The following is a 20,561-nucleotide window of genomic DNA, read 5'->3' as shown; positions in this document are numbered from 1 at the left end:
CCCACAAGCCAGCCTTCGCGCTGGCTTGTGCGTATTCAAGCCATGACTATTTGGGAGTGAGCGCAGGACATGTCCCGCAATTCTTATATTCAGCAGAGCTCTGACATCCAGGCCGCAGGCGGCCTGGTCCCGATGGTTATCGAGCAGTCCGCCCGTGGCGAACGCGCCTATGACATCTACTCGCGCCTGTTGAAGGAGCGAGTGATCTTCCTGGTTGGCCCGGTAGAGGACTACATGGCCAACCTGGTGGTGGCGCAACTGCTGTTCCTTGAGGCGGAAAACCCGGACAAGGATATCCATCTGTACATCAACTCCCCGGGCGGCTCCGTCACTGCTGGCATGTCGATCTACGACACCATGCAGTTCATCAAGCCGGACGTCTCGACCATCTGCATCGGCCAGGCCTGCAGCATGGGTGCCTTCCTGTTGGCCGCTGGTGCCAAGGGCAAGCGCCACTGCCTGCCGAACTCGCGTGTGATGATCCATCAGCCGCTGGGCGGCTTCCAGGGCCAGGCTACCGATATCGAGATCCATGCCCAGGAAATCCTCAATATCAAGGCGCGCCTGAACGAGCTGTTGGCCTACCACACTGGCCAGGATCTCGAGACCATCAAGCGCGACACCGAACGTGACAACTTCATGAGCGCCTCGCGCGCGGCCGAGTACGGCCTGATCGACTCGGTCTACGACAAGCGGCAACTGGCCTCCTGAACCCAGGTGCCAGAGCAGGTAGGTGCCCAAAGCCCCTACCTGCGGACTTGAAAAAGCCCGCAATTGCCTTCATCTTGTGTTGCAAGCCTACCGGATTGGATCGATCGAATGACTGACACCCGTAACGGCGAGGACAGCGGCAAATTGCTTTATTGCTCCTTCTGCGGCAAAAGCCAGCACGAAGTACGCAAACTGATTGCCGGGCCCTCGGTATTTATCTGCGACGAGTGCGTCGACCTGTGCAATGACATCATCCGTGAGGAGGTGCAGGAAGCCCAGGCCGAGAGCAGCGCGCACAAATTGCCTTCGCCGAAAGAAATCAGCGGCATCCTGGACCAATACGTGATTGGTCAGGAGCGCGCCAAGAAGGTGCTGTCCGTAGCGGTGTACAACCACTACAAGCGCCTGAACCAGCGTGACAAGAAGGGTGACGAGGTTGAACTCGGCAAGAGTAACATCCTGCTCATCGGGCCAACGGGCTCGGGCAAGACCCTGCTCGCCGAAACCCTTGCACGCCTGTTGAACGTGCCGTTCACCATTGCCGATGCCACCACCCTGACCGAAGCCGGTTACGTGGGTGAGGACGTCGAGAACATCATTCAGAAACTGCTGCAAAAGTGCGACTACGACGTGGAAAAAGCCCAGATGGGCATCGTCTACATCGACGAGATCGACAAGATTTCGCGCAAGTCGGACAACCCGTCCATCACCCGTGACGTTTCGGGTGAAGGCGTGCAGCAGGCGCTGTTGAAGCTGATCGAAGGCACCGTGGCCTCCGTGCCACCGCAAGGGGGGCGCAAGCACCCGCAACAGGAATTCCTGCAGGTTGACACCCGCAACATCCTGTTCATCTGCGGTGGTGCCTTCTCGGGCCTGGAAAAGGTCATCCAGAACCGCTCCACCAAAGGTGGTATCGGCTTTGGCGCTGAAGTGCGCAGCAAGGAAGAGGGCAAGAAGGTCGGCGAGTCGCTGCGCGAAGTCGAGCCGGATGATCTGGTCAAGTTTGGCCTGATCCCCGAGTTCGTCGGCCGTCTGCCGGTTCTGGCGACCCTTGACGAGCTGGACGAAGCTGCGCTGATGCAGATCCTCACCGAGCCGAAGAACGCCCTGACCAAGCAGTATGCCAAGCTGTTCGAGATGGAAAGCGTTGACCTCGAGTTCCGCAGCGATGCGCTCAAGGCCGTCGCGCGCAAGGCCCTGGAGCGCAAGACTGGCGCCCGTGGTCTGCGCTCGATCCTCGAAGGCGTGCTGCTCGACACCATGTATGAGATTCCTTCGCAGAAGGATGTCAGCAAGGTGGTCATCGACGAGAGCGTCATCGAAGGTTCGTCGCAGCCGCTGCTGATCTACGAAAACAGCGAGCCGCAAGCCAAGGCCGCGCCCGACGCCTGATACAGGTGATAGCCGGGTAATGGCAGCAAGCAAGGAGGGGGCCTACGGGCCCCTTTCTGCTTTTCATGTGCAAGCGCTTGTAATTTCCCAGGCGTGCCCCCACATTAGGTCCAAGCATCATTTCCACCGGTTTCCGGCCATAAGGCCGCTGTAGAGGCGAAATCATGAAGACCACCCTCGACTTGCCTCTTTTGCCATTGCGCGATGTCGTTGTTTACCCGCACATGGTCATCCCGCTGTTTGTGGGGCGTGAAAAGTCCATCGAAGCCCTCGAGGCAGCGATGACGGGCGAGAAGCAGATTCTCCTGCTGGCCCAGAAGAACCCAGCCGACGACGATCCGGGCGAAGACGCCCTGTATCGGGTCGGTACCGTCGCCACCGTATTGCAACTGCTGAAACTGCCCGATGGCACCGTCAAAGTGCTGGTTGAAGGCGAGCAGCGTGGCGCCGTTGAGCGGTTTAACGAAGTAGAAGGGCACATCCGTGCCGAAGTCTCCCTGATCGATGAAACCGACGCCGCCGAGCGCGAGTCGGAAGTGTTCGTGCGCACCCTGCTGTCGCAGTTCGAGCAGTACGTGCAACTGGGCAAGAAAGTCCCTGCCGAAGTGCTCTCGTCGCTGAACAGCATCGAAGAGCCTGGCCGCCTGGTCGATACCATGGCCGCGCACATGGCACTGAAGATCGAGCAGAAGCAGGAAATCCTCGAAATCGTCGACCTGCCGACCCGTGTCGAGCATGTATTGGCCCTGCTGGACGCTGAAATCGACCTGCTGCAGGTTGAAAAGCGTATCCGTGGTCGCGTCAAGAAGCAGATGGAGCGTAGCCAGCGCGAGTACTACCTGAATGAGCAGATGAAGGCCATTCAGAAAGAACTGGGTGATGGCGACGAAGGGCACAACGAAGTCGAAGAGCTGAAAAAGCGCATCGAGGCCGCAGGCTTGCCCAAGGACGCCCTGGCCAAGGCCCAGGCGGAGCTGAACAAGCTCAAGCAGATGTCGCCGATGTCGGCCGAGGCTACCGTCGTTCGGTCTTACCTCGACTGGCTCGTGCAGGTGCCGTGGAAGGCTCAGAGCAAGGTGCGTCTGGACCTGACCAAGGCCGAAGAGATCCTCGACGCTGACCACTATGGCCTGGAAGAGGTCAAGGAACGCATCCTCGAGTACCTCGCTGTGCAGAAGCGGGTGAAGAAGATCCGTGGTCCGGTGCTGTGCCTGGTTGGCCCGCCCGGCGTCGGCAAGACCTCGCTGGCCGAATCGATCGCTGCCGCAACCAACCGCAAGTTCGTGCGCATGGCCCTGGGTGGCGTGCGTGACGAGGCCGAGATCCGTGGCCACCGTCGGACCTATATCGGTTCCATGCCTGGTCGTCTGATTCAGAAAATGACCAAGGTGGGCGTCCGCAACCCGCTGTTCCTGCTCGACGAGATCGACAAGATGGGCAGCGACATGCGTGGTGACCCCGCTTCGGCGTTGCTGGAAGTGCTCGATCCCGAACAGAACCACAATTTCAACGACCATTACCTGGAAGTCGATTACGACCTTTCCGACGTGATGTTCCTGTGCACCTCGAACTCGATGAACATCCCGCCGGCGCTGCTCGACCGCATGGAAGTCATCCGCCTGCCGGGCTACACCGAGGACGAGAAGATCAACATCGCGGTCAAGTACCTGGTGCCCAAGCAGGTCAAGGCCAACGGCTTGAAAAAGGAAGAACTTGAGTTCGACGTTTCGGCCATTCGCGACATCATCCGCTATTACACCCGTGAAGCTGGGGTGCGTGGCCTTGAGCGGCAGATCGCCAAAGTCTGCCGCAAGGTGGTCAAGGAGCATGCCGGTCAGAAGCAGGTCAAGGTCAAGGTGGCCAGCGAGCAGCTTGAACACCTGCTTGGCATACGCAAGTTCCGCTACGGCCTGGCCGAGCAGCAGGACCAGATCGGCCAGGTGACCGGCCTGGCCTGGACGCAGGTGGGTGGTGAGTTACTGACCATCGAGGCAGTGGTCATCCCTGGCAAGGGCCAGCTGATCAAGACCGGTTCGCTGGGCGATGTCATGGTCGAGTCGATCACTGCCGCGCAGACCGTGGTACGTAGCCGCGCCCGCAGCCTGGGCATAGCTGCCGACTTCCACGAGAAGCACGACGTGCACATCCACATGCCTGAGGGCGCCACGCCTAAGGACGGCCCGAGTGCCGGTATCGGCATGTGCACCGCGCTGGTGTCGGCACTGACCCAGATTCCAGTGCGTGCCGACGTTGCCATGACTGGCGAAATCACCTTGCGCGGCCAGGTATTGGCCATCGGCGGGTTGAAGGAAAAACTGCTGGCGGCACACCGTGGCGGGATCAAGACAGTGATCATTCCAGAGGAGAATGTTCGCGATCTGAAGGAGATTCCGGAAAATATCAAACAGGATCTGCAGATCAAACCGGTCAAATGGATTGACGAGGTCCTGCAAATTGCGCTGCAATACGCCCCGGAGCCCTTGCCAGATGTGGCTCCTGAGATTGTCGCGAAAGATGAAAAGCGCGACGGCGATGCTAAGGAAAGAATCAGCACGCATTAGTAGTTTTTGCCTGGGGGGCTTTCCTTGACAGTTTTTTCGGGGCCTTGCTATAAAGCGGCACGCTATTGTCAATAGGCCACCCAGTACAGGTTTCATACGCTTTTCATTACATACTTAGAAACAAACTCAATAGAGAATAAGGGGACTTAGAGTGAACAAGTCGGAACTGATTGACGCTATCGCCGCATCTGCAGACATCCCGAAAGCTGTAGCCGGCCGTGCGCTGGATGCAGTCATCGAAACCGTTCAGGGCGCCCTGCAAAAAGGCGACGATGTTGTGCTGGTTGGCTTCGGTACCTTCTCGGTCAAGGAGCGCGCTGAGCGCACCGGCCGTAACCCGCAAACCGGCAAGGCAATCAAGATCGCTGCTGCCAAGGTTCCAGGCTTCAAGGCTGGCAAAGGCCTGAAAGACGCCGTCAACTAAGTCGTCTCTTTCAGCCGGACCGGGCCTTGCCAGGTTCGAGCACGCTGATGGCGGGTCGCAAACGTTCCCGCCTGACACGTTTGCTAAGAAAAGGCGCATCCTCGGATGCGCCTTTCTTTTATCAGGATTCTACCGACGCTCCGCGGTTGTCGACGCAGTGGTACAGCCGTTTCTGGGGGACGCATGCTGCAAAATATCAGGGACAATTCACAAGGTTGGATTGCCAAGACCATCATCGGCCTTATCGTCGTGCTGATGGCGTTGACTGGCTTCGAGGCCATTTTCCAGGCCGCCACCCATAGCCAGGACGCTGCCAAGGTGAACGGCCAGACCATCAGCCAGAATGAGCTGAGCCAGGCGGCCGACATGCAGCGCCGCCAGCTGATGCAACAGTTGGGCAAGGATTTCGACCCGGCAATGCTGGATGAGAAATTGCTGCGCGACTCTGCGCTCAAAGGGCTGATCGATCGCAAACTGCTGTTGCAGGGCGCTGAAGACGCCAAATTCGCCTTCTCCGAGGCCGCGCTGGATCAGGTGATCCTGCAAACCCCGGAATTCCAGGTCGATGGCAAGTTCAACGCCGATCGTTTTGACCAGGTCATTCGCCAGATGGGCTATGGCCGTATGCAATTCCGCGAGATGCTCGCCGAAGAAATGCTGATCGGGCAACTGCGCACCGGTATTGCCGGCAGCAGCTTTGTCACCGACCAGCAGGTCGACGCCTTCGCACGGCTGGAAAACCAGACCCGCGATTTCGCCGCCCTAACCTTCAAGGCCAACCCGGCTGCGGTCAAGGTCAGCGATGAAGAGGTCAAGGCGCACTACGATCAGCACGCCAAGGAGTTCATGACCCCCGACCAGGTGGTCATTGACTACATCGAGCTGAAGAAATCGGCGTTCTTCGACCAGGTCAAGGTCACCGACGACGAGCTCAAGGCCCAGTACGAGAAAGAAATCGCCAACCTCGCCGAGCAGCGCCATGCCGCGCACATTCTCATCGAGGTCAACGACAAGGTTGACGATGCCCACGCCAAGGCCCGCATCGAGGAAGTCCAGCAGCGTTTGGCCAAGGGTGAAGACTTCGCCAAGCTGGCCAAGGAGTTCTCCCAGGACCCAGGTTCCGCCAACACCGGTGGCGACCTTGGCTTCGCTGGCCCGGGTGTGTATGACCCAGCCTTCGAGGACGCCCTGTACAAGCTCAACGATGGCCAGGTGTCGGCACCGGTACGTACCGAGTTCGGTTACCACCTGATCAAGCTGCTGGGCAAGCAGGCGCCGGAAGTACCCAGCTTTGCCAGCCTCAAGGACAAACTCACCCGTGACCTGAAAACGCCACTGGTCGAGCAGCGTTACGTTGATGCCAGCAAACAGCTGCAGGACGCTGCCTATGAGGCTGCGGACCTTGCCCAGCCTGCCCAGGACCTGAACCTCAAGGTGCACACCTCGGCGCCATTCGGCCGTGAAGGTGGTGAGGGCATCACCGCCAACCGTGCCGTGGTCCAGGCTGCGTTCTCCGAGGAAGTGCTGGAGGAGGCTGCCAACAGCACCGCCATCGAGCTGGACCCGGAAACCACCGTGGTACTGCGCGTCAAGGAGCACCGCAAGCCTGAGCAGATGCCGCTGGAAGCCGTGGCCAAGAACATCAGCGAGCACCTGGCCAAGGAAAAGGCAACCGCTGAGCTCAAAACCAAGGCAGACAAACTGATCGCCGGCCTGCGCGACGGCTCCATCGCCGCCGGTGCGGCTCACGATGGTCAGAGCTGGAAAGCCTACGAGGCTGTTACCCGTGGGCAGGACGGTATCGATCCGGCCGAGCTGCAGGCACTGTTCCGTCTGGCCAAGCCAGAAGCCAAGGACAAGCCTGAGTACGGCAGTGTGGTCCTGGCCGATGGTAGCCTGGTGGTGTTGCAGCTCAAGGGCGTCAACGAAGGCGCTGCTGCCAGCGATGAAGAGAAGCAGCAGATTCGCCGCTACCTCGCGTCGCGTGCCGGCCAGCAGGACTTTGCGGCGTACCGCAAGCAGCTGGAAGGCAGTGCGGATATCACCCGCTACTGAGTGGGTGTTCAGTAACGAAACAGGCCGCGTAATGCGGCCTGTTTCGTTTGCCAGCAGTACCGGCCCTTTTTGCGGGCTAGCGTTTCACCCCCTCGTAGTTGTCCAGCGTGTCCCGCGCAATCTCCCTGTCCAGGGCAATCAGCTCGGGTGCCTTGTAAAACTCGAAAAACCGGCATACCCGCTTGGGTACGTTGATCAGCACATCTGGGGGATACCCCGCGATCTTGTACTGCGCCAGCGACGTCTGCATCACCTCGAAGCTCTGGTTGATAAGGTCCAGCAGCGACGCCGGCCCAACGTTGTCGACAATGAACGAGCCGGTGGCCGATTTCGGTGCGCCCTCACTCTCTGGCGCCGCCGCCGGTTGCTGGCCCTCTGGGTCGGCTGTCTCGGCCAACCATGGGTTAGGCGGCGCCAGCCCTTCGGCCACGATCTCCTGCTCGATACGAATCAACTCCTCGGCAGGCTTGCGCCGAAACGGCAGGCGCGAGCCCAGTGAACTGAGCAGCGCGTCAAAACGCATCTTGAACGCCGCCGGCCGTTCGATCACCGGTAACTGGTACTGCTTCTGGTTGGTGGAGTTAAGGTTTACCGCGATGATCAGGTCGCAGTGGCTGGACACCACCGGCACGATCGGCAACGGATTGAGAATGCCGCCGTCGACCAGCATGCGGTTGCCCTGGACCACTGGCGTGAACAAGCTCGGAATCGCCGCCGAGGCACGCATGGCCTGGTGCAGGCAGCCTTCCTGAAACCATATTTCCTGCTGATGGGTGAGGTCGGTCGCCACCGCCGTGTAAGGGATGCGCAATTGCTCGATGTTGATCTCGCCCACGATCTTGCGGATCTGGCCGAACACCTTGTCACCACGGATCGCCCCTAGGCGGAAGCTGACATCCACCAGACGTAGTACATCCAGGTAATCCAGGCTTTCGATCCAGTTGCGATAATCCTCGAGCTTGCCTGCCGCGTAGATACCCCCGATCACCGCGCCCATGGAGCAGCCGGCAATACAGGCGATGTCGTAGCCACGCCGTTCGATCTCTTCGATCACGCCAATATGGGCATAACCCCGGGCGCCCCCCGATCCCAACACCAATGCCACACGTTTGCTCATGATCTTTCCCCAGCCTGTGCAACCATGGTCCTACAATGCACCCAGCGTTGCCTGTGCTTCAATGTAGACTCTAGGCAAAGCATGCCGAGTGCGGCACTTTTCATGCGCCCGAGCGTCGAACAGCCACTCTATTTCTACCGTTGAGGTATCACTGATGAAAGCCTGGATCTGCCTTCCTTTGCTTGCCCTGGCCCTTGCTGGCTGTGCGGGCAAGACGGCCTACCGTGACAGCTGCGCGACGCAGCTCGATGCCGCCTGGAAGGAGCTGGACCTGGCCAAGGCTGAAGGTTTTGCAGGCACTGTCAGCTATTCCAAGGCCTTGTCGCTGCTGACCGGGGCCAAGACGCAGCAGCAGTTCGAAGGCTTCGAAGGGTGCACCAACAAGGCCGAGAAGGCACGTTTCTACATTCGTGAGTCGCGCGCCGGGCGCTGACCGAGGAGCATCGTATGTCCGCCATGCTCGATCATGTGGTAGCCCAGGTGCTGGACTTGCAGGTGCGCTTGCTGGCCTGCCGGGAGCGGTTGGCTGCCGATACCGACGCCGAGGCGTTGCACGACCTGCGTATTGCTGTGCGGCGCCTGCGCAGCCTGTTGCGGCCCCTGCGCAGTTTGCCGGGGGTCGAGCAGTTGGAGGATGCGGCAAAAGCCCTTGGCACCCTGACCACGCCCTTGCGTGACCGTGAAGTGCTAGCCGCCGAGTTGGTCAAGCGGGGCTTCGCCCAAGCTGCGCAGCGGCTGTTGCAGCGGCGCTCGGCTACCTTCGCCAGCGTCGCTGTGAGCCCGCAACTGAGCCGGGTGCTGAGCATTCTCGACGCGTTCCCGCTGTTCTTGCGTGCAGCGCAGCGCGAGGGATTGGCCAAGTCCCTGACCAAGCGCGTCGACAAACGCCTGGTCAAGCAATGGCGCACGTTGAACGACGCACTGCAAGACCCCGCCCACGATCGCCATCGCCTGCGCCTGCTGATCAAACGGGTGCGCTATGGCGATCAGGCCTATCCTCAGCTGGACCATGCCGGCAAGAAGCTGCAGCGCCTGCTCAAGCAAGCCCAAGGCGACCTGGGCAGTTGGCATGACCGCCTGCAATGGCTGTTGCAGGCGCGCGAGCAGGCCGTCCTGGGACCTTTCACGGCCGATTGGGAGCAGGAACTGCACGAAGCCGAACGCCAGTCCGACGCCACGCTGGAGGCACTGCATGCAGCGCTTGAGCGGCGCAAGCCCAGTAAATGACCGATATGCGGGCTGAACGAACGCGGGTTGCTGGCTAGTATGGGCAAACCTCTTTCGCCGTAAGCAGGAGCCGGCCCATGAATTTCAACCAACTGCTCGATGCCGTGCGCGCCACCCCTGACGCCGTCAGCATCCCAGCCGCCTGGGCGCAAGGGCGCGCCGCTTTCGGTGGCCTGATGGCCGCCATGGTGTATGAAACCATGCGCCTGAAACTTGCTGATAACCGCCCCGTGCGTTCGCTGGCCATCAGCTTTGTAGCCCCGGCCGCGCCAGGTGTGCCCACCCGTTTCGAAGTCGAGGTGCTGCGTGAAGGCAAGGCGGTCAGCACACTGTTGGGACGCGCCGTTCAGGATGGGCAAGTGGTGACATTGGTGCAGGGCAGTTTCGGCGCGGGTCGGCCTTCGGTGGTCGATGTCCCGGCAATGCCGGCCATCGAGATGAGCGCGCTTGAGCAAGCGGCTCCGGAGCTGCCTTACATCCAGGGCATCACACCGGAGTTCATGCGCCATGTCGCGTTACGCTGGGCCGTTGGCGGGTTGCCATTCAGTGGTAATCCCTCACGCAAGATGGGGGGCTGGGTGCGCCTGCGCGAGGTTGCTGAAGAGCCGGTCAACGAGGCCCACCTGCTGGCCCTTGTGGATGCCTGGCCACCAAGCCTGATGCCCGTGCTCAAGCAGCCCGCCGCTGGTAGCACGCTGACGTGGACCATCGAATTCATTCAGCCGGTTGCGCAGTTGTCGACCCACGACTGGTGCCGCTACTGTGTAGAAACCGAGCATGCCCGGGATGGCTACGGGCATGCGGCGGCAGCGCTGTGGACCGCAGATGGGGTGTTGCTGGCATTGAGCCGGCAGACGGTCACGGTGTTTGCCTAGGCCTCAGTGCCGGTGCTTGTGCCGCTCGCGCCAGGCACGCCACCAGGCGCCGCTGAGGACGAAGCGCGGAAAGGTGATGAACTGCTCGGTCAGCAAGCGCTGCATGGCATCCTTGCGGTCGACGAACGGCTCGGGTTGTTCGACCTCCAGGCGGTGGCCCTGGCGCTGCAGGCCCAGCCCTGCAATCAGGGCGATGACACCGACGGCAATCTGACCCAGGTCCAGGGCAAACAGGCCTGACAGCACCAGCAAGACGCCGAGAATGAACAGCGGGACGGCAATCAAGTGCAGCACCAGGTTGGTAGGGTGCCGATGATTGTGGTGATAGCCGCGCCATTGCCAGGCGGGCAGGTTTGGCAAGCGTTTGTTCATGGGCATTTCCTCTCGGTCATGCCCAGAGTTTAGTGCGGCGCTGGGCGCGCAGCCAATGTAGGCTGGCTATGGCCGCTATAGCTTGAGCTGGCCGATGGCTTTGTTCAGCTCGCCTGCCAGGGTCGCCAGTTCGCTGCTGGTGGTGGCCGAACTGACGGTCTGTTGCACCGTGTCTTCAGTGACATCGCGGATGCTCACGACGGCGCGGTTCATTTCTTCGGCTACCTGGCTTTGCTGCTCGGCTGCCACGGCGATCTGCGTGTTGCTCTCACGCATCTGCGCCACCGCCCCGGTGATTTCCGCCAGCGCCGCCCCGGCTTCCTGGGCCTGCCTGACGCAGTCGTCGGCCTTGTACGAGCTTTCCTGCATGAATTCCACGGCATCACGGGTACCGGCCTGCAGGTCGGCGACCATGCTGGTGATCTCGTCGGTGGACGTCTGCACTCGCTTGGCCAGGCTGCGAACTTCGTCGGCCACCACAGCAAAACCACGGCCTAGGTCACCGGCGCGGGCCGCTTCGATGGCGGCATTGAGTGCCAGCAAGTTGGTCTGCTCGGCAATGCTGTGGATCACGCCGACCACACCGTTGATCTTCTGACTGTCCTCGGCCAGTTGCCGGATCATTTCGGCAGTCTGTTGAACGCCGCTGGACAGCCCGGAAATCGAATCCTGAACGCGGCTGACCACTTCCTTGCCACTGCCGGCCAGGGAGTCGGCGCTCTGCGAAAGGTCGCGTGTAGCGCCGGCATGCTGAGCGATATGATGCACGGTGGCGGTCATTTCGTTGATCGCGGTGGCCGCCTGGTCAGTCTCGCTCTGCTGGCCGAGCATGCCATGGCGTACTTCGTTCATGCTTGCCGCCAGGCGCGCGGCACCCGAGTCCAGCTGTGCGGCGGTGCGCGCAACGGTGCTGACCACACGGTGATACGTCGACTGCATGGCGTTGAAGGCGCCGGCCATCTGGCCAACTTCATCGCCGCTGGCAAGAGGCACACGGGCCGACAGGTCGCCGGTCTTTTCCACGTGCAGCATCACGTCCTTGAGGGTATTGAGCTGGCTTAGCAGGAAGCGGATCAGCAGCTGCGAGGCGCAGAGCATGGCCAGCATGAGGATCAGCACGCAGACGGCGTAGTTGCTGAAGCGGTCGAAGAACACCTGACGCAGGCTCGGAGACTGCGCCAGCACCGCTACCTGTTGCTCGCCATGGCGCAGTACGTGGGCACCGCGCAGCGGGTTGTCGCCAAGGATCCAGGCGGCCGGCAGGGCGACCCAGCCTTGCGCATTGCGCAGCGCCTCCAGCGGATGGCCGGCAAAGGACGGGGTTTGCCCCGTTTGCCAGGTGATCACGTTGTCCTGGCGGGGCAGGGGCTGCCCGGCGGGCCATGCGGCCAGCAGCTGTGCCTGTGACTGGGCTTGGGCCTGTGTGGCTTCGGCTCGGGCCTGCTGTTCCAGGTGCACGGCGTACAGCACCAGCAACAGGGTCGTGACAAAGGCCACCGCGTTGACGGCCCAGAATTTGTACTTCAGGGAAATATTGCTAAGCCAGGCACCCATGGGTAGGTCTTCTCTGAGTTGAGCGGAAACATTATTGGCAAGGTGCCATCATTGTGCCCGTTCACACCAGAGAGGCTTTGATGTGCATCAACAAAAGGTTTAAGCCCGCAGCGGCGGCGCCATGGGCCGTACAGCTGTGAGTGCTCAGCAAAGCTGGAAGAACGCCTTGGTCGTGGCAGTGGTATGTGCCGCAGTGGACTCGACGCTTTCACCCCTGTGCAACGCTACTTCCTGCAGCACTTGCGGCAGGTATGCCGGCTCATTGCGCCCGTTCTTTGGTTTTGGCCGCAGCGTACGCGGCAGCAGGTAGGGAGCATCGCTTTCCAGCATCAGGCGCCCTTGGGGAATGTTGCCGACCAGTGAGTGCAGGTGGGTCCCACGGCGTTCGTCGCAGATCCAGCCGGTGATACCGATGTGCAGGTCCATGTCCAGGTAGCCGAACAATGCGTCACGTTCGCCGGTAAAGCAGTGCACCACTGCGGCGGGCAAATGGTCACGGTAATCCCTCAGGATCGCCAGCAGCCGCTCGCTGGCATCACGCTCGTGCAGGAAAACCGGCAGACGCAACTCGGCGGCCAGTGCCAACTGGGCCTCCAGAGCTTTTTCCTGAAGTGGGCGTGGGGAGAAGTCCCGGTTGAAGTCCAGGCCGCACTCGCCGACGGCGCGAACACGTGATTCGCTCAGCATCTGGCGCAATTGGCCCTCGCTGCTCGCATCCCAGGCCTTGGCATCGTGCGGGTGGACACCGGCCGTGGCAAACAGGTGTTGGGCGTCGGCATCCAGTTGCAGGCACAGCGCCAAAGCCTGTTCGCTGACCGCAAGGCTGGTGCCCGTCAGGATCATCTGCACCACGCCGGCCTCGATGGCACGCTCGACGATGGCGGCCTGCTGGTCGTGGAAACTGCTGTTGGTCAGGTTGACGCCGATATCGATCAGTTGCATGGTGCTACCTCGTGCCGCGGGGCGGCCAGCATAGCAAAAACCGCGATAATCGGAAAAAACCAAGAACTTCATGCTGTTGCCATGGTCTTTTACCGTTATTTATCACGAGGCGCTCGTATCACGCGGCCAGCGCCCACTGACCTCGGACATGTTCTCGCATGCTGCGACACCTGCTGACCCTGCTGCTGATGCTTGGGCTGATGACCTTCGGCCCCGCCTACGCGCGCCTGCCGGGTCCGCAGCAGAACGTCCCTGCGGGCAAGGCCCGTGACCTTGAACAGATCCGCAGCAGCAAGGTATTGCGGGTGCTGGTCAATCAAAGCCGCAACAGTTCCGGGGAGGTCAAGGGCGAACCGGTGGGCATCGAATATTACCGCCTGCGCGGGCTCGAGCATTATCTCAACGCCCGCGCAGGGGACGGGCAACAGATCCGCCTTAAGCTTATCCCGCGGGCCAAGGAGCAGCTGTTGGGTGCCTTGCAGCGCGGGGAGGGTGACCTGGCCGCGCCGGGCGAGTTGCTAGACCCAGGGTTGGTGGGCGGGGTGAACAGCAGCGCGCCGGTGCTGGACCAAGTGCCGTTGTGGCTGGTCGGGCGCAAGGGTGAACGTAGCTTTACCCGCGTCGAACAGTTGTCCGGGCGCACGGTGGCGCTCACCAGCGCCAGTGCTGCCGGTGCAGTGATCCAGCAGCTCAACCAACAGTTGGCGCTGCGCAAGCGGCCACCGATCAAGATCGAATGGGTCGATTCGACGTTGGCCGTGGAGGACGTGCTGGAGATGGTTCAGGCCGGCATCTACCACCTGACCATCGTGGAGCGGCCGATTGCCCAGCGCTGGTCCAGGGTGATGCCGCGCCTGCGCCTGGACAACCGCGTGCACCTGGGCCAGCCCCAGGCCATGCGCTGGTATGTACGCCGCGATGCAACCCTACTGCTGGCAACAGTTGACCGCTTCCTGCAAGGCTATCGCGCACCCGAAAACCAGGACGCGGCATTCGAGCGCATCTACCGGCGCCAATACCGTGTGCACGATCCGCTCGCCCGTAAAGATCGTCAGCGTTTGGTCTCCCTGCGGCCGGTGCTGCAAAAGCACGGTGAGGCGCAGCAGATCGACTGGCTGAACCTTGCCGCACTGGCGTTCAAGGAGTCGACCCTCGACCCGGCAGCGCGAGGCACCGGCGGGGCGCATGGCCTGATGCAGATCACCCCCTCGGCTGCCCAACGGGTGGGGGTCAGCAATACCGCCACAGTGGATGGCAATGTTCAGGCCAGCGCCCGTTACCTGGCGCTCATCCGCCGCAAGTTCTTCGCCAGCCCGCAAATAAATGAACGGGAGCGCATGGCCTTCGTGCTGGCGGCTTACAACCTGGGCCCGGAGCGGGTCCAAGCCATGCGTGCCGAGGCCCGTAAACGGGGCCTCAATGGCAACCAATGGTTTTTCCAGACCGAACGGGTGGCCATGGAACAGGTGGGCATGGGGCCGGTGAACTTCGTCAACAGCGTGAACAAGTATTTCCTGGCGTTCAACCGTGAACGTGCGGCTCTGGAGCGCGTTGCGAAACGCTAGAAAACCGAGGCGTGACCTGGTGCGCAGCGAAGCGGGCGGCAGCCTGCGCTGAACGTCTACTTGCAGCTTGCCGCTCGAGGCTCTAGGATACCGCCTGCGCCGATTTAAACAGCTACTTGCGGGGCGCGGGAAGGCCCACCCTCCGGGTCATCCGAAATACCGCTAAAGCGCTGGTTCGGTGACGCCTCCCACCGCTGCCCAGCGGGATTCGCGAGGCGGAGAGAGACTCCATGAGTTGCCCACGTACCAGTGTCTGTTTGAGCCCCCTACCTGCAAACCCGGCTGCCCGTACACCGCGTATCCTGCTCGGTGGCCAGCATCAGCCCACACTCCTGCGCCACCTTGAAGGCTTGTCACGCCGTAAAGGTCAGGCCCGTGCCTTCCTCATCCAGTTTGCCGAAACCGCTTGCCGCTTCGAGCAATATGCCGATGACCGTTTCGATCTGGCGGTAATTCAGGCGCCGGCCCGTGAAGAGGCTGCCGAGGTCATCGGCCATCTCACCCGCATCGCGCGCCAGGGGCTGATTACCCGACGCTGAGGAGTGCGCTGTTGAGCACCAATATCATCACCACGGCTGGTCATGAGGCCCTGAAGAAGGAGCTGGACCATCTGTGGCGTGTGTATCGCCCTGAAATCACCCAGAAGGTTGCGTGGGCCGCCTCGCTGGGGGATCGCAGCGAGAATGCGGACTATCAGTACAACAAGAAGCTGCTACGCGAGATCGATCGCCGCGTCCGTTACCTGCGCAAACGCCTCGAGGACGTCAAGGTGGTGGCCTATTCGCCTCAGCAGGAGGGCAAGGTGTTCTTCGGTGCCTGGGTCGAGATCGAGAACGATGACGGCGAAACCATGAAGTTTCGCATCGTCGGGTATGACGAGATCTATGGGCGTAATGACTACATTTCGATCGATTCACCCATGGCGCGTGCCTTGCTCAAGAAAGAAGAGGGCGATGAGGTAGTGGTGCACACGCCCACGGGCGAGGCAACTTGGTATGTGAACCGTATCAGCTATGGGCAGTGACGTGCTGCGCGCTACAGGCTGCAAGCAAAAGCAGATCTGCTCTTGCCTGTAGCTTCAGGTCGGCAGCGTAGCCATTAGCCCTCCCGCAGAACCTTCAATGGGCTGGCATTGAGTGCCCGCCGCGTACCCAGCACGCCAGCGCCACCCACCAGTAATGCCCCCGCCAACGGCAGCACCAGTAACCAGGGGTGTGGGCTCCACTGCAGGTCGAACGCATAGCGATAGAGCACCAGGGTAATCAGCTCGCACCCCAGTGCAGCCAGTGCGCCACTCGCTGCCCCCAGCAGCCCGAACTCGATACGCCGTGCCTTGACCAGTAACGGGCGCGGTGCACCGAGTGCGCGTAGCAAGGCCCCCTGGCGAATGCGCTCATCCAGTGTGGCCTGCAAACCGGCGAACAGCACGGCCAACCCCGCTGCCAATACGAACAGCAGCACATACTCCACCGCCAAGGTGACCTGGGCGAGGATGCTGCGCAACTGCTCGAGCAAGGCATCGACCTGCAGAATGGTCACCGCCGGAAACGCCCGGGAAAGGGCAACGACGTCCAGGTCATGCCCAGGCGCCAGGTAGAAACTGGTCAGGTAAGTGGTCGGCAACCCCTGAAGGGTTCCGGGCTGGAAGATCATGTAGAAATTCGGTTGGAAGCTGTCCCAGTGCACGCTGCGCAGGCTGCTGACCCGTGCCTGGCGATGTTCGCCGCCGATGTCGAACGTGAGCAGATCGCCCAGTTGCACCTTCAGGCTGCTGGCCAGCTCGGCTTCTACCGAAACGCCTGGGGTGTCATTGGCCGAAGGCAGTGCCTGCCACCAACTGCCTGCGGTCAGCGTATTGCCCTCGGGCAGCTCGGCGGCCCAGGTCAGGCTCAGGTCGCGTTGTACCGCGCGTTCGCCAGCAGAGTCCTTGCTGACGAGTTGCTGCACAGGCTGGTCGTTGATCTGGATGAGCCGCCCCGGGGTGACCGGATACAGCGGTGCTGAGGTGGCATTCACCTCGTGCAGGCGCTGGGCAAAAGGTTCACGATCGTCCGGCAGGATGTTCAGGGCGAAATGGTTGGGCGCGTCCTTTGGGAGCTGGGCCTGCCAGGTATCGAGCAGCTCCGCGCGTAGCAAGGCGACCAGAGCCATGGCCAGCAGGATCAGGCCAAACGCCAGGGCCTGCCCGGCCGCTGCCATGGGGTGGCGCAATAGCTGCCCCAGGCCCAGGCGCCATGTCAATGGAGCACCTGCCAGCAACCGGCGCAAGCTGCGCAGGCCGAGCAGTAGCAGGCCACCCAACACCAGCGCGGCGATCAGCCCGCCACCGAGCAGGGCGAACGTCAGCAGCAGATCGAGGCTCAAGCGCCACATGATCAGCCCCAATGCCAGCAGGGCAGCGCCATACACCAGCCAGCTGCTCGGTGGTACTGGCAGCAAGTCGCGGTGCAGTACCCGCAGCGGCGGGACCTTGCCCAGCGCCACCAACGGTGGCAGAGCAAAACCGGCCAGGGCCACCAGCCCGGTGGCGATGCCGGCCAGTGCCGGGACGATGCCGCCACCTGGCACAACGCTGGGCAGCAGGCCATGCAGCAGGCGGAACAGCCCCAGCTGTGCCAGCCAGCCAAGCAGCGCACCCGCGACTGCGGCTACCAAGCCGAGCATGGCCAATTGCAGGCAGTACAGGCCCAGCGCCTGATGGCGCGAGAGGCCCAGGCAACGCAGCAGGGCGCTGGCGTCGAGGCGCCGTTGCGCATAGCGGCTGGCCGAAAGCGCCACCGCGACCCCTGCCAGCAGTACCGCCACCAGGCTGGCCATGTTCAGGTAGCGTTCGGCTTTGCCCAGGGCGCCGCCGATCTGCCGGTTGCCATCGCGGGTGTCGAGCAGGCGCTGATTGGCAGCGAGGTCTTTCTCCAGCCCTTGCCGGTACTGCGCCAGTGCCTGGGTATCACCGCGCCACAGGTCACGGTAACTGACCCGGCTGCCAGGCTGGATGACCCCGGTGGCCTGCAGGTCGGCCAGGTTCATCATCACCCGAGGCGTCAGGCTGTAGAAATTGTTGGCCCGGTCCGGTTCGTAGGTCAGCACGCGGGTCATGCGCAGGGTTTTCATGCCGACATCGATGCTGTCGCCTACGGCCAGACCGAGGGCTGCCAACAGGCGTGGCTCGACCCATGCCTCGCCCGGGGCCGGGCCCCCGCCGGGCGCCTCCTGGGCATAGGGCGCGGCAGCGCTGCGCACCTGGCCGCGCAGCGGATAGGCACCATCGGCGGCCTTGATGCTCCACAACTGAATGCCGGCATCGCCCCCCACCACACTGGTGAATTCCACCACCTGGGCGTGGCGCAGGCCCAGCGCCTTGCCAGCGTTTATCTGCTCGTCACGGGCTGGCGCGCTGCCCTGCAGCACCAGGTCGGCACCTAGGAACTCGCTGGCACGCAATTGCATGGCGCCGTTGAGGCGGGCACCGAAATAGCCGATTGCGGTGCTGGCGGCGACAGCCACCAACAGCGCAAAGAACAGCACGCGCACTTCGCTGGCGCGGACATCGCGCAGCAGTTGGCGCAGCGCCAGGCCGCACAGACGGGACAGCGGCATGTGCGTCATCAGGCCTCCACCGGCGCCACAAGGCGCCCCGCATCCAGCCGGATCTGGCGCCGGCAGCGGCGGGCCAGGCGTTCGTCATGGGTGACCAGAACCAGGGTGGTGCCGCGCTCCTTGTTCAGTTCGAACAACAGGTCGCTGATACGCTCGCCGGTGTGGCTGTCGAGGTTGCCGGTGGGTTCGTCGGCAAACAGCACCGCAGGGTGGGCGGCGAAGGCGCGGGCGATCGCTACCCGCTGTTGTTCGCCACCCGATAGCTGGCGCGGGGTGTGGCTCAGGCGCTTACCTAGGCCGACCCTTTCGAGCAGGGTGTGGGCCTGCTCACGGGCGTCGCGGCGGCCGTCCAGCTCCAGTGGCAGCATGACGTTTTCCAAGGCGTTGAGGCTGTCGAGCAACTGGAACGACTGAAACACGAAACCGACATGCTCGGCGCGCACCCGGGCGCGTTGATCTTCGTCCAGCGGGCCGAGGTCGTGCCCGGCGAGGATGACCTTGCCGGCGCTGGGGCGATCGAGCCCGGCGAGCAGCCCAAGCAACGTCGATTTGCCAGAGCCCGAGGCGCCGACAATGGCCAGGCTGTCGCCTTGCGCCAAGTCCAGGGACAGGGCGTGAAGGATAGTCAGGTCACCTTCCGCACTGGGGACCACTTTGCTAAGGTTCTGCGCAACGAGAATACTGGGGCCCATGGAGAATCCAATGCGAGTGTGGTGGTTGAGTGCCGGTCTGGCCCTGTATTGCCTGGCCCAGAGCGCGGCGGCGGGAACACTGCTGATAGTTGGCGATAGTATCAGCGCCGGTTTTGGCCTGGATAGCCGCCTGGGGTGGGTCTCTTTGTTGCAGACCCGGCTCAAGGACGAAGGTTTCGACGATCAGGTGGTCAACGCATCGATCAGCGGCGATACCAGTGCAGGTGGCCAGGCGCGGCTGCCGGCGCTGCTTGCAGCGCACAAGCCGAGCCTTGTGGTGCTTGAGCTGGGTGGCAATGATGGGCTGCGCGGCCAGCCGCCACAGCAATTGCAACAAAATCTTGCCTCGATGATCGAAAGCGCACGCCAGTCGGGAGCCAAGGTGCTGCTTCTAGGGATGCGCCTGCCACCCAACTACGGATTACGCTACACCACGGCCTTCGCCAAGGTGTACGAGCAGTTGGCAACGGAAAAACACGTGCCGTTGGTGCCGTTTTTTCTTGAGGGTATAGGCGGTGTCCCGGAGATGATGCAGGCCGATGGCATCCATCCGGCGCAAGGGGCTCAGCAGCGCTTGCTGGAAAATGCCTGGCCGGCGATAAAACCGTTGCTGTGAAGCTTTAAACGGGGCCGGCTTTCGGCTAATGTTGCGCCCCCCGTTTCGAGAGCCCCCAATGCCACGCCCTGCCTGGTCCCTGTATGCCTACCAACTGATCGAGCCCGATGAACAGCTCGACCTGTTCGCTTGCCAGGAAATCCGCGTCCATCTGGTCGCGCGTCAACTTGAACTGGGTGTACCGGTCGATCGCACCTTGTGTGGTGGGTTGCTGCCGGCGCAACCGCGTTGGTCGGGCGTGCAGCGCTCGATCTACCGCGACGGTCGCCTCTGTGACCTGTGCCGGGCCATTCTCGACGCCCAGCGCAGAGGCATGCGCCCGGTGTGGCCAGAACTCTGAGGCGCTGTGCGCCGGGGAACTGTACGCACCTTTCATCATCTGAAACGCTTGTTAATCTTCAACGCCTCCCGCTTGGGCCGGGGCGGGTGTACAATCGACCCTCTTGACAACCTTTCGAAGGATTTACCGGATGTTGCCGCGCTTTCCCGCCGTCACCCGTTGCCTGACCCTGGCCGCCCTGTTGGTAGCGGGCCGTGCCGTTGCGCTGGAGCTGCCTCTGCCGCCACCTGGTGAAGACGTCGTTGGCCAGGTGCAGGTGATCAAGGCCAAGTACGAGGACACGTTCGCCGACATCGGCACTGCCAACGACCTCGGCTACCTGGAAATGATCGCCGCCAACCCGGGTGTCGACCCCTGGTTGCCCGGCGCCGGTACCGAGATCATTCTGCCGACCCGCTACATCCTGCCGCCGGGGCCGCGCGAGGGTATTGTCATCAACCTTGCCGAGTACCGCATGTACTACTTCCCGAAAGGGCAGAACGTCGTGCACACCTTCCCGCTGGGTATCGGGCGGGAAGGTG

20 protein-coding genes are annotated in these 20,561 nt (G+C 62.2%); 14 read left to right on the top strand and 6 right to left on the bottom strand.

The genetic code is table 11. The features are described from left to right. The first annotated feature begins 69 nt into the window (after positions 1 to 69). The 5 genes from clpP to L6D80_RS12670 all read left to right on the top strand — a co-directional run bounded on the left by clpP (position 70) and on the right by L6D80_RS12670 (position 7,143). Positions 70 to 711 carry an ATP-dependent Clp endopeptidase proteolytic subunit ClpP gene (gene clpP / locus L6D80_RS12690; RefSeq protein WP_003259400.1) on the top strand — a complete coding sequence of 214 codons (642 nt, stop codon included), beginning with the start codon at positions 70 to 72 and terminating at the stop codon, positions 709 to 711. Between the two features lie 108 nt (positions 712 to 819). Beyond that, entirely contained in the window at positions 820 to 2,103 is a 1,284-nt protein-coding gene (gene clpX / locus L6D80_RS12685; protein ID WP_054903203.1) for an ATP-dependent Clp protease ATP-binding subunit ClpX, read from the top strand. Between the two features lie 164 nt (positions 2,104 to 2,267). Further along, positions 2,268 to 4,664 (top strand): endopeptidase La, encoded by a 2,397-nt coding sequence (gene lon, locus L6D80_RS12680; protein WP_054903204.1) that lies wholly within the window; start codon positions 2,268 to 2,270, stop codon positions 4,662 to 4,664. A 151-nt stretch (positions 4,665 to 4,815) separates the two neighbouring features. After that, positions 4,816 to 5,088 carry an HU family DNA-binding protein gene (locus tag L6D80_RS12675; RefSeq protein WP_054903205.1) on the top strand — a complete coding sequence of 91 codons (273 nt, stop codon included), beginning with the start codon at positions 4,816 to 4,818 and terminating at the stop codon, positions 5,086 to 5,088. Positions 5,089 to 5,271: 183 nt separating this feature from the next. Then, a complete protein-coding gene (locus L6D80_RS12670; protein ID WP_176514500.1) occupies positions 5,272 to 7,143 on the top strand; it encodes a SurA N-terminal domain-containing protein in 1,872 nt (623 codons plus the stop codon). Between the two features lie 76 nt (positions 7,144 to 7,219). On the opposite strand, the gene L6D80_RS12665 is transcribed toward L6D80_RS12670, so the two are convergent. Continuing rightward, entirely contained in the window at positions 7,220 to 8,260 is a 1,041-nt protein-coding gene (locus L6D80_RS12665) for a patatin-like phospholipase family protein (protein ID WP_176514498.1), read from the bottom strand. Positions 8,261 to 8,414: 154 nt separating this feature from the next. On the opposite strand from L6D80_RS12665, the gene L6D80_RS12660 reads away from it, so the two are divergent. From L6D80_RS12660 to L6D80_RS12650, 3 genes are all read left to right on the top strand, one after another. Beyond that, the gene (locus L6D80_RS12660) at positions 8,415 to 8,693 is read left to right on the top strand and encodes a hypothetical protein (RefSeq protein ID WP_054903208.1); all 279 of its coding nucleotides are present in this window, start codon (positions 8,415 to 8,417) and stop codon (positions 8,691 to 8,693) included. Positions 8,694 to 8,707: 14 nt separating this feature from the next. After that, positions 8,708 to 9,487 (top strand): CHAD domain-containing protein, encoded by a 780-nt coding sequence (locus L6D80_RS12655; protein WP_054903209.1) that lies wholly within the window; start codon positions 8,708 to 8,710, stop codon positions 9,485 to 9,487. A 77-nt stretch (positions 9,488 to 9,564) separates the two neighbouring features. After that, a complete protein-coding gene (locus L6D80_RS12650; protein ID WP_054903210.1) occupies positions 9,565 to 10,362 on the top strand; it encodes an acyl-CoA thioesterase in 798 nt (265 codons plus the stop codon). A 3-nt stretch (positions 10,363 to 10,365) separates the two neighbouring features. Here the strand turns inward: L6D80_RS12650 and L6D80_RS12645 are convergent, their stop codons facing one another. The 3 genes from L6D80_RS12645 to L6D80_RS12635 all read right to left on the bottom strand — a co-directional run bounded on the left by L6D80_RS12645 (position 10,366) and on the right by L6D80_RS12635 (position 13,230). Further along, a complete protein-coding gene (locus tag L6D80_RS12645) occupies positions 10,366 to 10,734 on the bottom strand; it encodes an Mpo1-like protein (protein WP_176514495.1) in 369 nt (122 codons plus the stop codon). A gap of 75 nt (positions 10,735 to 10,809) precedes the next feature. After that, positions 10,810 to 12,288 (bottom strand): methyl-accepting chemotaxis protein, encoded by a 1,479-nt coding sequence (locus L6D80_RS12640; protein ID WP_176514493.1) that lies wholly within the window; start codon positions 12,286 to 12,288, stop codon positions 10,810 to 10,812. 144 nt (positions 12,289 to 12,432) lie between these two features. Continuing rightward, positions 12,433 to 13,230 carry a TatD family hydrolase gene (locus L6D80_RS12635; protein WP_176514491.1) on the bottom strand — a complete coding sequence of 266 codons (798 nt, stop codon included), beginning with the start codon at positions 13,228 to 13,230 and terminating at the stop codon, positions 12,433 to 12,435. Positions 13,231 to 13,388: 158 nt separating this feature from the next. Here L6D80_RS12635 and L6D80_RS12630 point away from each other — a divergent pair, with 158 nt between their 5' ends. The 3 genes from L6D80_RS12630 (at position 13,389) to greB (ending at position 15,819) form a co-directional block, all read left to right on the top strand. Continuing rightward, a complete protein-coding gene (locus L6D80_RS12630) occupies positions 13,389 to 14,795 on the top strand; it encodes an MltF family protein (protein ID WP_176514489.1) in 1,407 nt (468 codons plus the stop codon). A 230-nt stretch (positions 14,796 to 15,025) separates the two neighbouring features. Further along, positions 15,026 to 15,334, top strand: coding sequence for a hypothetical protein (locus tag L6D80_RS12625; RefSeq protein WP_176514487.1), 309 nt, complete (start codon positions 15,026 to 15,028; stop codon positions 15,332 to 15,334). Between the two features lie 11 nt (positions 15,335 to 15,345). Further along, positions 15,346 to 15,819 (top strand): transcription elongation factor GreB, encoded by a 474-nt coding sequence (gene greB / locus L6D80_RS12620; RefSeq protein ID WP_054903216.1) that lies wholly within the window; start codon positions 15,346 to 15,348, stop codon positions 15,817 to 15,819. A 74-nt stretch (positions 15,820 to 15,893) separates the two neighbouring features. Here greB and L6D80_RS12615 read toward each other — a convergent pair whose 3' ends face one another. Together L6D80_RS12615 and L6D80_RS12610 are read right to left on the bottom strand one after the other, a co-directional pair. Beyond that, entirely contained in the window at positions 15,894 to 18,401 is a 2,508-nt protein-coding gene (locus L6D80_RS12615) for an ABC transporter permease (protein WP_176514485.1), read from the bottom strand. Then, on the bottom strand, positions 18,401 to 19,084 hold the full coding sequence (locus L6D80_RS12610) for an ABC transporter ATP-binding protein (RefSeq protein WP_054903218.1): 684 nt from the start codon (positions 19,082 to 19,084) through the stop codon (positions 18,401 to 18,403). The genes L6D80_RS12615 and L6D80_RS12610 overlap by 1 nt, the downstream gene beginning before the upstream one ends. 10 nt (positions 19,085 to 19,094) lie before the next feature. Here L6D80_RS12610 and L6D80_RS12605 point away from each other — a divergent pair, with 10 nt between their 5' ends. The 3 genes from L6D80_RS12605 to L6D80_RS12595 all read left to right on the top strand — a co-directional run. Next, positions 19,095 to 19,700, top strand: coding sequence for an arylesterase (locus L6D80_RS12605; RefSeq protein WP_054903219.1), 606 nt, complete (start codon positions 19,095 to 19,097; stop codon positions 19,698 to 19,700). A gap of 58 nt (positions 19,701 to 19,758) precedes the next feature. Further along, entirely contained in the window at positions 19,759 to 20,040 is a 282-nt protein-coding gene (locus L6D80_RS12600; RefSeq protein ID WP_054903220.1) for a hypothetical protein, read from the top strand. A gap of 130 nt (positions 20,041 to 20,170) precedes the next feature. Further along, positions 20,171 to 20,561 (top strand): L,D-transpeptidase family protein (locus L6D80_RS12595; protein WP_476748336.1); only part of this gene is annotated, 391 nt, incomplete at its 3' end.

Origin of the sequence: Pseudomonas ceruminis (assembly GCF_021602025.1) — a bacterium.
Classification (GTDB): Bacteria; Pseudomonadota; Gammaproteobacteria; order Pseudomonadales; family Pseudomonadaceae; genus Aquipseudomonas; species Aquipseudomonas ceruminis.
This window is presented reverse-complemented; position numbering and strand designations above follow the sequence as displayed.